We start from the raw sequence: 12,138 nt of genomic DNA on the forward strand, positions 1-12,138 counted from the left end.
CACGGACTAGCCTGCAAGCTTTTCGTATCCGACCAAAGGTGGAGGTGCCATGAGCGTCGCAACCGACATGGAAAGCTTGGCGCAAAAGGCCAGGGAGGCCTCGCGGGCCATGGCCGCCGCGTCCGGCGCGGCCAAGGACGCCTTTCTCGAAGCCCTGGCCGGGCTCCTTTCCACCCGCCGCGCGGACGTGCTCGCGGCCAATGTCCGGGATCTCGAAAAGGCGCGGGCCGCCGGCATGGACGCCCCGCGCCTGGACCGGCTGACCCTGACCCCGGCCGTCATGGATGCCATGGCCGGAGCCTGCCGCGAAATCATCAGCCTGCCCGATCCCGTCGGGGCCATTGAAGCCCTGCGCCCGCGCCCGAACGGCCTTCTCGTCGGCCGCATGCGCGTGCCGCTTGGCGTCATCTGCATGATCTACGAGTCGCGGCCCAACGTCACCATCGACGCGGCCATCCTCTGCCTCAAGGCCGGCAACGCCGTGATCCTCAAAGGCGGCTCCGAGGCCCTGGCCTCGAACATGGCCCTGGCCGCGCTCCTGCGCGAGGCGCTCGCCGCCGCCGGCCTGCCGTCCGACGCCGCCCAGCTCGTGGAAACCGCCGACCGGGCCGCCGTGGCCGCGCTGTGCAAGCTCGACCAATACATCGACGTCATCATTCCCCGCGGCGGCGAGGGGCTCATCCGTGCCGTCGTCTCCCAGGCCACCATGCCGGTGCTCAAGCATTTCAAGGGCGTGTGCCACGCCTATGTGGACGAGGGCGCGAGGGAGGACCGGGCCGAAAAGGTGGTCGTAAACGCCAAGGCCCAGCGGCCCGGGGTCTGCAACGCCCTGGAGTGCCTGCTCGTCCATGCCGCCATTGGGCCCACGTTTTTGCCCCGCCTGGGCGCGGCCCTGCGCCGGGCCGGGGTGGCCATGCGGGCCTGTCCGCGCGCCCTGCCGCTTCTGGGGGAAGGGGCCGTACCGGCCGCGCCCGACGATTTCGGCCAGGAGTTCCACGACCTCGTCCTGGCCGTCAAAGTGGTGGACTCCATGGACGAGGCCCTGGACCACATCCACCGGTACGGGTCCAACCACACGGAGGTCATTTTGACCGAGAACCACGACCGGGCCATGGAGTTCCTGCGCCGGGCCGACGCCTCCATGGTGGGGGTCAACTGTTCCACCCGTTTCAACGACGGCGGCGAGCTCGGCCTCGGGGCCGAAATTGGCATTTCGACCTCCAAGCTCCATTCCTACGGTCCCATGGGGCTGACGGAGCTGACCAGCGCCAAGTTCGTGACCCTGGGCCAGGGTCAGGTACGGGGCGGCTGATCCCGTCCGTGGGCCTGCCCCCGACCGGCATTTTCGGCGGCACGTTCAACCCCGTCCATGTGGGGCATGTGCGTGCCGCCATCGAGGTGGCCGAGGCCCTGGGCCTTGGGGCCGTGGAATTCGTCCCGGCCGCCCGGCCGCCGCACAAGTGCGGCGGCCCGCTGCTCGACTTCGCCCTGCGCCTGCGCCTGTGCCGGCTGGCCGTGGCCGGGATTCCCGGATTTTCGGTCAACGCCATGGAGGCCGAACGCCCGGGGCCTTCCTACACCTGCGAAACCCTGGCCGCCCTGGCCGGGGTACGGCCGGGGGAAGACTTCTGCTTCATTATGGGCATGGGCGATCTGCTGCACCTTGGCCAGTGGAAGGAAGGGTTTGGCCTCGGCCGGCAGGCCCATCTGGCCGTGCACGCCCGGGAGGGCCTTGGCCTCGCGGCCTTTACCGCCTTCCTCGCCGCCAACGGCCCGGCCATGGACGCCACGCCCACGTCCGATCCGGCCGTCTGGAGCCTGCCCGGCGGCCGGCGCCTGACGTTCGTGCCCATCGCCAGGCTTGACGTCTCCGCCTCGGATATACGAGAGCGGTGGCGGCAACAAAAACGCATCCACGGACTTGTCAGCGAGGCCGTGCTGCGGGAACTCAAAAATCATGCGGATGCGCTCGAAGCCGGTTGGGGCCGGCCCGAATCGGAAGCCATCCCCGGAACGCCGTCTTGCAAAGCAACCTGACTTTCGCCCGCCGCACGGTCCATTTTCTGTCCTCCCTGCTGTTCGTGACGCTGCTCGTCCTGCCGACGGCCGACAGGTTCGTCCGGTTCGCGCCCCAGACCCTGATGATGGAACGCGACGCAGGCAAACTCGTCACCCTGACGGGCGATCCGGCCACCTGGATCAAATGGTTCGACACCCTGCGCCGGGGCTACCTGGAGCGCCACTACAACCTGCGAAGCCTTCTTATCACCTGGAACAGCTTCCTGGACACCTTTGTCCTGGCCTCGACGTCGGCCTCCTCCCAGGTCATGGCCGGCAAGGACCACTGGCTTTTCCTGGCCCAGGACGGGCCCCGCAACATCCTGGAGGACGCCCGTTCCTCCGATCCCCTGCCCGAAGCGTCGGTCGACGTTCTGGTCCGGGAACTGGAACGCCGCCGGGAGTGGCTGGAAAAGCGCGGCATCCGCTATCTTGTGGTGGTCGCCCCCAACAAGAATACCGTTTATCCGGAAAATCTGCCCGAATACCTGCGCCCGCGCAAGCCGGAAGGGCACCTGCAACAGCTGGTCAACTACGCCAAAGCCTATACCAAGCTCGATATCGTGGACGTGACGCCGGGCATACTCGAACAAAAAATGACCGATCAGGTTTTTTACATGACCGATAGCCACTGGAACGCCCATGGCGCCTTCGCGGCCTATCGGCAGATCGTCGCGGCCCTCAAAAAGGATTTTCCGGCCATCGTTCCCCTTGAGCGCTCGCAGTTCTCTGTGGAGCAGTATAACTGGCTGCCGGGCGATTTGGCCAACATGATGGGCCTGGCCGAACACCTCAAGGAAGACCGGATCATGTACTTCAACAAGGATTGGTTCAAGGCCAGGGGCCTCTCCTATGACGGACCGATCGATCCCCACTATTTCGAGTATCCGCAGTATTCCGTGACCGGCAACACGAAACTGCCAAACGCCATCGTGTTTCACGATTCGTTCTGGTGGGAGCTCTTGCCGTTTTTGGCCGAGTCGTTTGACAAGGGCCTCTATGTCTGGCTGCTGCCCCAGACGAACACGGAATTTCGTTTCTTTGACACGGCGCTTATCGAGCGGGAAAAGCCGGATGTGGTGATCGACGAATTCACGGAGCGCTATATCCTGCCGCCCTTGCGCGGCGGGTTTCGCCTCAAAAACGACGTTGCAGCGACCGCGCCCTAGCCGGGACGATATGCTCCGCCCGGAGGCTCTGTTTGCACCGGCCGGCCGCTTCTTTACAAACCGGAAAAAATCCGTAATTGAAGCACAGAAACACCGCCATGTCGCGCCCAGCCGCGAGGAGCCTCACCTTTCCCATGGAACATGACCCAGCCCCTTCGTCCCAGACATCAGACCCCCTAGATCCCGTCCAACCTCCGTCGCCCGGCGCCATGCCGCCTACGGAGGCCCGGCCATGGTGACCTTGATCGTTTCCGTCGCCTTGGCCGTCGTCATTTCGGCTTTTTGCTCCATGAGCGAGGCCGCCCTTTATTCCGTGCCCTGGAGCTGGATCGAGCGCCTGCGCAAGGAAGGCCGGGCCTCCGGCGAACTCCTCTTTTCCCTGCGCTCCAACGTGGAAAAGCCGATCACCGCCATCCTGACCCTCAACACCATCGCCAACACTGCCGGGGCAGCCGTGGCCGGCGCCGCCGGCGCGGCCGTGTTCGGGTCCGAAGACCTGTGGCTTTTCACCGCCGCCTTCACGGTCGTCATCCTGGTCTTTGGCGAAATCCTGCCCAAGACCGTGGGCGTGGCCTACAGCCGCAGCCTGTCGGCCTTCATCGCCGCACCCATGAAGTACATGATCCTGGCGCTTTTGCCCATCATCTGGGCCGGCGGGCTCCTGGCCAGGCTGGTGTCGCGCAAGCGCCGGGACCCGCTGTCCTCGGAGGAGGACCTGCGGGCCGTGGTCAGCCTGACCCGGCGGGAGGGCATCATCAAGCCCCTTGAGGAGCTGTCGATCAAAAACATCCTGTCCCTGGACCAGAAGACGGCCAGCGACATCATGACGCCCCGCACCGTGGTCTTCACCCTGCCGTCCCAGATGACCGTGGCCGAGGCCAGGGGCGAGCGGCGGGGCGTGTGGCCGCACAGCCGCATCCCGGTCTTTGACGCCGACGACCCGGAAGACATCGTGGGCATCGTCTATCGCCGCGAAGTCCTCGAAGCCCTGGCCAACGACCAGGACGACGTGCGCATCGCCGACCTCATGAAACCGGTCCGGTTCGTCCTCGACACCATGACCCTCGACCGGGTGCTGGTAAAATTTCTGGAATCGCGTATGCATCTCTTCGTCGTTCTCGACGAATACGGTGGAGTATCCGGAGTGGTCAGCCTGGAGGACGTGCTCGAGGAGATCCTCGGCAAGGAAATTGTTGACGAAACCGACCAGGTGGCCGATATGCGGGAACTCGCCCGCACCAGGCGCGAAGAGCTCCTGCGCCAGATGCACGACCGCGAGGACGCTCCCGCCCCCCAACCATAACCGTGCAGGTTCTGCCATGGCGAAAAAAAACAACGCCCCCATGTATCTTGTGGCCCTGGCGCTTTTTCTCGGTGGCCTGGGCTATTTGCTCTACTCGGGGCTCGGGGAAAACGCGGCCTACTTCTTGAACGTTTCCGAAGCCCTGGCCATGAAGCCGACGGAGCTTTCCAAGGCCCGCCTGTTTGGCACCGTGGCAGAGGAGGGGCTCTCCCGGCCCGAGGACGCCATGGGCGTCAGCTTCGTGCTGGAGGACAAGGATCAGGCCGGCAAGACCATGCGGGTTGATTTCCGCGGCGCGGTGCCGGACACGTTCAAGCCCGGCGTCGAGGTCATCGTGGAAGGGGGGGTCAATCCCGCCTCCGGCGCGTTTGCCGCCAACACGCTCATGACCAAGTGTCCCTCGAAATACCAGAAGGAAAATCGCGGCTAGCAGGGGCGGCCTTCCCTTGTGGCGCTCCGTCCCGGTCTTTTGACCGGGCGGGCGGCCGCTGTTTTATCTTCCGCCGGTCCGGCCGGATGGCATCGCGTCCCGGCCGTGGCCCGGGACGCCCCGGCTCTTGCGCCTTGTCGCGCGTGGGCCGGCGCGGGTGCCCCCGCCGTTGGCACGCAAAAAACGTCCTGTCCCGACAAAGGAGCCTTGATGCACGTTACCGCGTATTTTGCCCTGCTCGTGGCCATGCTCGTCTGTCTGGCCGGGGCGGCCACGGCCATTTTCGGCCTGTGGCGACGGGATTACAGCCGGCTGGTCCTTCTCGAACGCGGCCACCTCCTGGCTTCCCTGGCCGTGGTCGTCTCTTCGGCCATCCTGGCCACCGCCCTGTGGCGGCGCGACTTCTCGTTTATCTATGTGGCCGAGTACACGGATACCCTCTTGCCGCTTTTTTACGCCCTGACCGCTTTCTGGGCCGGGCAGGCCGGATCGCTCCTTTTCTGGATGCTGGTCCTGGCCCTTTTCGGGGTCTGTTTCGCCTTTTCCCCCTCGTACCAGGGTCTGGCCCCGGCCACGCGGTATGCCTACTGGATGTTTTTCCTGTCCATCGAGGCTTTTTTCCTGCTGCTCCTGACCGGGCCGAGCAATCCGTTCTTGGAGGCCGTGCCGCCCCTGCCCGAGGGCCGGGGGCTCAATCCGCTCTTGCGCAATCCCGGCATGATCTTCCACCCGCCGCTTCTGTTCCTCGGCTATGCCGGGTTCGCCGTGCCGGCCTGTCTGGCCCTGGCCTCGTGGCTGGTCGGGGAGGGCAGGTCCTTTGCCGCGGCCGGGCGCAATACCGCCATCCTGTCCTGGATTTTTCTCACCGCCGGCATCGTCCTCGGCGGCTGGTGGTCCTACATGGAACTCGGCTGGGGCGGCTATTGGGCCTGGGACCCGGTGGAAAACGCCTCGCTCATCCCCTGGCTGGTGGCCACGGCCTTCCTGCATACCTCCATCGTCGAGCGGCGGACCAAGGCCCTGTCCAAAACCAACGTGGCCCTGGCTGTCGTCACTTTCGTCACCTGCATCCTCGGCACCTATCTGGTGCGCAGCGGGGTGGTCGAATCCCTGCACGCCTTTGGCGAGGGCGGGGTGGGCGAGCCGCTGCTGCTGTTCATGCTTTTCTCCCTGGCCCTGCTCGTTGCCGTGCTGGTGGCCGGGGCGTCGTATTTCGCGGACCGGTCCAAGCCCCTGTCCGGGCTTTTGAGTGTCCCGGGATTTCTGGTCATCCTGGCCTGGCTCATGCTGGCCCTGTCCGCCGTGGTCCTGCTCGGCACCATGTGGCCGGTGGTGAGCCGGCTGTGGAGCGCCAACCCGGTCGGGCTGGACGCCGGGTTCTACAACCGGGTCTGCCTGCCCCTTTTCGCCCTGGTCACCTTTCTCGTGGCTTTCTGCCCGCTTCTGTCCTGGACCGAGGGCGTGCGGGACAAGGCCGGCCTCGGCGTCACGCTCGGCGCCCTGGTCGGCGGCGGGGCGATCCTCTACGGCGTCGGCCTGCGGTTGCCGGTGGCCCTTTTCGCGGGCGCGTCGTCGGTTGCGGCCATGGCCACGGTCGTCTACGTGCTCATGCGCCAGCGCCATGCCAGGAGCCGGGCCGGGGCCCTCGGGGCCTACGCCGTCCACCTGGGGCTGGCCCTTTTGACGCTCGGCGTGGCCTTTTCCGGTCCCTATCAGCTCAACCAGGAAGCCGTCCTGACCCCTGGCCGCACCATGCAGATCGGCGGCTTCACCCTGACCTACAAGGACCTGGAGCAGGAGGCCACCCCGGCCATGACCATCGCCCGGGCCGTCATCGACGTGGCCAAGGACGGCAGGCCGGTCGGCCGGCTCACGCCCGAGCGCCGGGTCTACAAGGGCTTTGAGCAGCCTTTTGCCGAGGTCTCGACCCTGCCGTCCCTTGGCGACGAACTCTACGCCACCTTGCTCTCCGCCTCGGACAAGAAGGCGGCCAGCATCAAGATCAGCCTCAATCCGCTGGTCAACTGGGTCTGGATCGGCGGCACGATCATGTGCCTGGCCCCGTTCCTGAGCCTTCGCCGGCCGAAAAACGGGGCAGCGTAGGACCATGGCCGAGACGGTGGTGCGGCTTCGCCGGGTGAGCCGTTTTTTCGGCGAACGGCCGGTCCTTCGAAACATCGATCTGGACGTCGCTTCCGGGCAGGTGCTCCTGGTCGTCGGCCCCAATGGCGCGGGCAAGTCCACGCTCCTTCGCATGGTGGCCGGGCTCATGCCGCCAAGCGAAGGCGAGGTGGAAACCGGGCTCGCCCCGGGAGAGATCGGCTATATCGGCCACCGCACGCTCCTCTATCCGAAGATGACCGCCCGGGCCAACCTGGCCTTCTGGCAGGCTCTCTTCGGGTTCCCCCGGGACGGGGCGGCCGTGGACGCCGCCCTAGCCCGCGTCGGGCTTTCCCGGTTCGCCGACGAGGAGGCGGGCATCTTCTCGCGCGGCATGTCCCAGCGCCTGAGCCTGGCCCGGGTCTTTCTGACCGCGCCGCGCCTGCTTTTGCTCGACGAGCCGGCTTCGGGCCTCGATCCGTCCTCGGCCGGCATGCTGCGCCGGGAGATCCGGGACGCCGCCGCCTCGGGCGCGGCCGTGGTCTGGGTCAGCCACAACATCCTGGCCGATCTGCCGGCCTGCGACCGGGTCCTCTGCCTTCGCGACCGCAAGGCCGCCTACGACGGGCCGGCCGGGGATTTCGACCCGTCCGGACTGGCCCTGGAGGCGACGTGCTGACCGCCGCCCTGACCATCGCCCGAAAGGACCTGCGCCTCGCCCTGGCCGGGGCCCAGGGGCTGGTCCAGACCGTGCTCCTTGGCCTGCTCCTTATTTTCATCATGAGCCTGTCGCGCGAGCCGGGCGAAATGTCGCCCCCCCTGGCTGCGGCCGCCGTCTTCTGGCTGGCCACGGCCTTTGGCCAGGTCCTGGTCTTCAACCACCTCTTTGGTCTGGAAGAGGCCGAGGGGGCGCGCCTGGGCCTGCTGCTTTCCCCGGCCCCGGCCCAGGCCGTCTGGCTCGGCAAGGCCGCCGCCGGATGGGTGTTGCTTTTTTGCTGCCAGATGGTATTCGCCCCCGCAGCGGTGGTCTTTCTCGGGCAGCGGATTGCCGGTTCGGTCTGGCTCGGGCTCGGCGTGGTCGCCGCCGTGGACTGGGGGCTTTGCGCCCTGGGCTCGCTTCTCGGAGCCTTGTCGGTGGGCCGGTCGTCAAGGGAATCGCTTCTGACCGTGATTCTTTTTCCGCTCCTGGTGCCGGTCCTCCTGGCCGGGATCAGGCTCCTTGAGACCGTGATTTCCGGCCGGGGATTCGAGGCCGTGGCCGCCTGGGCCGGGACCGTCGGCGCCTTTGACGCCGTTTTTACCGCCGCCGCCCTGGTCCTTTTTCCGTTTCTCTATACCGGCGAGGAATAAGGCTTCCATGATCCGCATCTGCGCCCTGGCCGCCGCGGCCGCCTCCATCCTGGCCCAGTGGGCCATCTGGTATTACGCCCCGGTGGAAGAGTCCATGGGCGTGGTCCAGAAGATTTTCTACACCCACCTGCCCATGGCCTGGTGGTCGTTCGTCAGCTTTTTCGTGGTCTTCGTGGCCTCCATCCTCTATCTGGCCAAGCGACGCGACAAATACGCCCGCCTGGCTGGCGCGGCCGCCGAGTTGGGCGTCTTGTTCGCCGGCCTGGCCCTGGCCACCGGCATGTGCTGGGCCCGGCCCATCTGGAACGTCTGGTGGACCTGGGACCCACGGCTCACCACCACGCTGGTCATGTGGTTCGTCTACGCCGCGTACCTGCTCCTGCGGTCCTCTGACGTCGGCGGCGCCCGCCGGGACGCGGTCCTGGCCGTCCTTGGCGTGGTGGCCTTTCTGGACGTGCCCCTGGTCTTTATTTCCGCCCGCTACTGGCGCAGCATCCACCCGGCCGTTTTCGGCCCCCAGGGCGGCGGCATGGAGCCGGAGATGTGGCTGGCCATGGTCGCCAACCTCGTGGCCATGGGGCTGCTCTGGCTGGCCCTGCTCCTGGCCCGCTCCCGGCAACTGGCCGCCAAGGACGCCGTGGCGGCGCTTTTCCGCCACGGCGCCGTAAGGAACTGACATGGGAAAGGAACAGTATCTTTTTGCCGCCAACGTCATTGTCTGGGTCGGCATCGGCTGCTACGTGGCCTTTCTGGCCGCCGCCCAGAAGCGGCTGGAACGCCGCCTCAAACGCATGGAGGTCCTCGGTGACGACGACTGAGCGCGCAACCGTCCCCAACGCTCCGGGCCCCAATGCCTCGGGCCGGATGGTTCTGACTTTTGTGGCCTTTGCCCTGGCCGTGGTGTTCATTGCCTCCTTCGTGTACCGGCTGCAGCGCCCGAGCCTCGAGGTGCGCCAGCAGCCGAAGAAGGGCGGCATGCCCGAGGCCATGGGCCAGGCCATGAACGGCCCCATGAAGGAAGTCATGGAGCTCATGCAAAAGCTCCAGGAGAATCCCGACGATCCGGGGCTCCAGATGGCCATGGCCGAACGCTTCATGGCCATGGGTGCCCATGACCGGGCCAAGGTCTTCCTGGACAAGGTGGCCAAGGTCCGCCCCGACGACCCGGATGTGCAAAACGCCCTGGGGGTGGTCCGCTACAACCTGAAGGACCTGGACGGGGCCAAGGCCGCCTTCGAGGGCCTGCTCGCCCGCGATCCCGAGGACTACCGGGCCCGGTTCAACCTGGGCCTGCTCTACAAATATGCCCTGAACCAGCCGGAAAAGGCCAAGGAGGCCTTCGACGCGGTCATCGCCTCGCCAAAGACCGATCCCGAGACCCGGCAGACGGCTACCAAGGAACGCGACGAAAAGCCCGCTCCGTAAGGCCGGATTGCTTTTCATGACGATTTGGTGAATGTAGACGCAAATAGTGGGGTAGGCCGGCCGGGGCGGCCCGGACGGTGTGCGCCACGAATTCTGACGCCAACCGCAACGGGAGGAAGTGTCGATGATGGGCAGGAAATGGATGCGTATGAGCCTTTTTGGGGCTGCCTTGGGCCTGACGCTTGGCCTCTCGGCCACAGGGGCGCGGGCTGACGGAACCATCAAGATCGCCGTGCCTTCGCCCTATACCGGCAGCGCCGCCGGTTACGGCGAAAACGTCAAGGCCGGCGTGGCCATGAAGATCGACGAGATCAACGCCGCCGGCGGCGTGGGCGGCAAGAAGCTCGAAGCCGTCTACCTCGACGAGCAGTGCGAGCCCCGCGAGGCGGCCACCGTTTCCTCCTCCATCGCCAACGATCCCGACATCGTCGGCATCGTCGGCCATCTGTGCTCCTCGGCCCAACTGGCCGCGCTGCCGACCTACGTGCGCGAAGGCGTGCCCGCCATTTCGCCGACCGCCACCAGCGTGGCCATAAGCGACAAGAACAAGGACGAGAAGGGCAAGGTCTGGGCGTTTCGCAACGTCTACCGCGACGACTTCCAGGGCAAGTTTCTGGCGGATTACGTGGACAAGGTGCTGGGCCTCAAAAAGGTCGCCATCTTCTACGAAAATAACGACTACGGTATCGGTCTCAAGGACGCCTTCGTCAAGGAAGGCAAAAAGCTCGGCCTGACCATCGTCGGCGAGGAAGCCTACAAGAAGGGCGACCAGGACTACACGCCCCAGCTGACCAAGCTCAAGAGCGCAGCTCCCCAGGCTATGTTCATCGCCGGCTACTACCCCGAAGGCGCGCTGATTGCGGACCAGGCGAAAAAGATCGGCTTGAGCGTCCCGAAGTTCGGCGCCGACGGCTTTGACAATGCCGACTACATGAAGCTCGGCGGCGCCGCCGTCGACGACACCTACCTGACCGCCCCCTTTCTGGCCGAGACCGCCGGGGCCGACGCCAAGAAGTTCATCGAGGACTTCAAGGCCAAGTACAAACGCGAGGTCGACTGGATGAGCGCCAACGCCTACGACGCCACCGGCATGCTCGCGGCCGCCATCGCCAAGGCCGGTCCGGACCGGGCCAAGATCCGCGACTACCTGGCCGGCATGGACAGCCCGGAAAAGGGCTACAAGGGCGTGACCGGCGTCAACTATTTCGACGCCAACGGCGACTGCCAGAAGCCGGCCAACGTCAAGATGGTCAAGGGAGGGGTATTCGTGCCCGCTCCCAAGCAGATGAACTAGCGCGACGCCGCAAAGGACATGGAACGCGAACAGGCTGGACCCGATCCAGCCTGTTCGCTTTATAGCCCACCAAGACACCCTCAACCGTTTCGGAGCGGACGTTGTTTGAACAGCAGCTCGTCAACGGGTTCACCCTGGGCCTGATCTATGCGCTGATCGCCGTGGGCTACACCATGGTCTACGGCGTCATCGAGCTCATCAATTTCGCCCACGGCGAAATTTACATGCTCGGGGCCTTCCTGACCCTGTCGTTTATTTCCCTGGGCCTGCCGCTGCCCCTGGCCGTGCTTCTGGCCATGCTGGCCACGGCCGCCATCGGCGTCCTGCTCGACATCATCGCCTATCGGCCGCTTCGCGACGCTCCTCGGCTCGCGGCGCTCATCACGGCCATCGGCATGTCGATCTTCCTGCAGAACCTGGCCATGATCATTTGGGGCAGCCGGCCGTTGCCCTTTCCCAAGCAGGCCCTGCCGGCGTTTTTCAGCGACCCGGCCGTGACGTTTTCCGACGTCACCATTTCCTGGATGCAGGTGTCCATCTACGTGGTGGCGCTGCTCCTCATGCTCGGCCTCAATCTCATCATCACCCGGACCCGGACCGGCACGGCCATGCGCGCCCTGGCCCAGAACCAGACCGCGGCCGCCCTTATGGGCATAAACGTCAACCGGGTCATCTCCTTCACCTTTGCCCTGGGTTCGGGCATGGGAGCCGTGGCCGGCATCATGGTCTCCATGTATTACAATACCATGTATCCGACCATGGGGTATCTGGCCGGGGTCAAGGCCTTTGCCGCGGCCGTGCTCGGCGGCATCGGTTCCGTGCCCGGAGCCATGCTCGGCGGGGTGGTGCTCGGCATCGCCGAAACCCTCGGCGCGGGCTATATTTCCTCCCCCTACCGCGACGGCGTGGCCTACGCGGTCATGATCCTGGTCATCATCTTCCGCCCCTCCGGCCTTCTCGGCCGGTCCGTGGTGGACAAGGCCTAACCCGGCCGGCCGGTTCCCCCGGC

Annotated in this window: 13 protein-coding genes; all 13 read left to right on the forward strand. The window is 65.9% G+C overall.

The window, feature by feature from the left end; translation table 11 throughout:
* The first annotated feature begins 49 nt into the window (after positions 1-49).
* The 13 genes from DFW101_RS02750 to DFW101_RS02805 all read left to right on the forward strand — a co-directional run bounded on the left by DFW101_RS02750 (position 50) and on the right by DFW101_RS02805 (position 12,115).
* Positions 50-1,312 (forward strand): glutamate-5-semialdehyde dehydrogenase, encoded by a 1,263-nt coding sequence (locus DFW101_RS02750; RefSeq protein WP_009180005.1) that lies wholly within the window; start codon positions 50-52, stop codon positions 1,310-1,312.
* Between the two features lie 8 nt (positions 1,313-1,320).
* Positions 1,321-2,037 carry a nicotinate (nicotinamide) nucleotide adenylyltransferase gene (nadD, locus tag DFW101_RS02755; protein WP_009180006.1) on the forward strand — a complete coding sequence of 239 codons (717 nt, stop codon included), beginning with the start codon at positions 1,321-1,323 and terminating at the stop codon, positions 2,035-2,037.
* Positions 2,022-3,227, forward strand: a complete 1,206-nt coding sequence (locus tag DFW101_RS02760; RefSeq protein WP_009180007.1) for an alginate O-acetyltransferase AlgX-related protein — start codon at positions 2,022-2,024, stop codon at positions 3,225-3,227. Before nadD ends, DFW101_RS02760 begins: the two co-directional genes overlap by 16 nt.
* Before the next feature lie 232 nt (positions 3,228-3,459).
* On the forward strand, positions 3,460-4,530 hold the full coding sequence (locus DFW101_RS02765; protein ID WP_009180008.1) for a hemolysin family protein: 1,071 nt from the start codon (positions 3,460-3,462) through the stop codon (positions 4,528-4,530).
* A 16-nt stretch (positions 4,531-4,546) separates the two neighbouring features.
* Complete coding sequence (locus DFW101_RS02770) at positions 4,547-4,960, forward strand: cytochrome c maturation protein CcmE (protein WP_009180009.1); 414 nt, start codon at positions 4,547-4,549, stop codon at positions 4,958-4,960.
* A 210-nt stretch (positions 4,961-5,170) separates the two neighbouring features.
* Positions 5,171-7,063, forward strand: coding sequence for a heme lyase CcmF/NrfE family subunit (locus DFW101_RS02775; RefSeq protein WP_009180010.1), 1,893 nt, complete (start codon positions 5,171-5,173; stop codon positions 7,061-7,063).
* A gap of 4 nt (positions 7,064-7,067) precedes the next feature.
* The gene (ccmA, locus tag DFW101_RS02780; RefSeq protein WP_009180011.1) at positions 7,068-7,739 is read left to right on the forward strand and encodes a heme ABC exporter ATP-binding protein CcmA; all 672 of its coding nucleotides are present in this window, start codon (positions 7,068-7,070) and stop codon (positions 7,737-7,739) included.
* The gene (locus DFW101_RS02785; protein WP_009180012.1) at positions 7,733-8,410 is read left to right on the forward strand and encodes a heme exporter protein CcmB; all 678 of its coding nucleotides are present in this window, start codon (positions 7,733-7,735) and stop codon (positions 8,408-8,410) included. The genes ccmA and DFW101_RS02785 overlap by 7 nt, the downstream gene beginning before the upstream one ends.
* A 7-nt stretch (positions 8,411-8,417) precedes the next feature.
* A complete protein-coding gene (locus DFW101_RS02790) occupies positions 8,418-9,086 on the forward strand; it encodes a cytochrome c biogenesis protein (RefSeq protein WP_009180013.1) in 669 nt (222 codons plus the stop codon).
* Position 9,087: 1 nt separating this feature from the next.
* A complete protein-coding gene (locus DFW101_RS18865) occupies positions 9,088-9,228 on the forward strand; it encodes a CcmD family protein (RefSeq protein ID WP_009180014.1) in 141 nt (46 codons plus the stop codon).
* Entirely contained in the window at positions 9,215-9,835 is a 621-nt protein-coding gene (locus DFW101_RS02795) for a tetratricopeptide repeat protein (RefSeq protein WP_009180015.1), read from the forward strand. Before DFW101_RS18865 ends, DFW101_RS02795 begins: the two co-directional genes overlap by 14 nt.
* Before the next feature lie 124 nt (positions 9,836-9,959).
* The gene (locus tag DFW101_RS02800) at positions 9,960-11,129 is read left to right on the forward strand and encodes an ABC transporter substrate-binding protein (RefSeq protein ID WP_009180016.1); all 1,170 of its coding nucleotides are present in this window, start codon (positions 9,960-9,962) and stop codon (positions 11,127-11,129) included.
* Between the two features lie 101 nt (positions 11,130-11,230).
* Positions 11,231-12,115: a branched-chain amino acid ABC transporter permease gene (locus tag DFW101_RS02805; protein WP_009180017.1), complete on the forward strand. Its 885-nt coding sequence runs from the start codon at positions 11,231-11,233 to the stop codon at positions 12,113-12,115.
* Positions 12,116-12,138 lie beyond the last annotated feature (23 nt).

Origin of the sequence: Solidesulfovibrio carbinoliphilus subsp. oakridgensis, from assembly GCF_000177215.2 — a bacterium.
GTDB lineage: Bacteria > Desulfobacterota > Desulfovibrionia > Desulfovibrionales > Desulfovibrionaceae > Solidesulfovibrio > Solidesulfovibrio carbinoliphilus.

Excerpts from the sequence above, each read along its gene's own strand:
- DFW101_RS02750 (WP_009180005.1), top strand. The coding sequence starts at position 50 with ATGAGCGTCGCAACCGACATGGAAAGCTTGGCGCAAAAGGCCAGGGAG.
- DFW101_RS02765 (WP_009180008.1), top strand. The coding sequence starts at position 3,460 with ATGGTGACCTTGATCGTTTCCGTCGCCTTGGCCGTCGTCATTTCGGCT.
- DFW101_RS02770 (WP_009180009.1), top strand. The coding sequence starts at position 4,547 with ATGGCGAAAAAAAACAACGCCCCCATGTATCTTGTGGCCCTGGCGCTT.
- DFW101_RS02775 (WP_009180010.1), top strand. The coding sequence starts at position 5,171 with ATGCACGTTACCGCGTATTTTGCCCTGCTCGTGGCCATGCTCGTCTGT.
- ccmA (WP_009180011.1), top strand. The coding sequence starts at position 7,068 with ATGGCCGAGACGGTGGTGCGGCTTCGCCGGGTGAGCCGTTTTTTCGGC.
- DFW101_RS02790 (WP_009180013.1), top strand. The coding sequence starts at position 8,418 with ATGATCCGCATCTGCGCCCTGGCCGCCGCGGCCGCCTCCATCCTGGCC.
- DFW101_RS18865 (WP_009180014.1), top strand. The coding sequence starts at position 9,088 with ATGGGAAAGGAACAGTATCTTTTTGCCGCCAACGTCATTGTCTGGGTC.
- DFW101_RS02800 (WP_009180016.1), top strand. The coding sequence starts at position 9,960 with ATGATGGGCAGGAAATGGATGCGTATGAGCCTTTTTGGGGCTGCCTTG.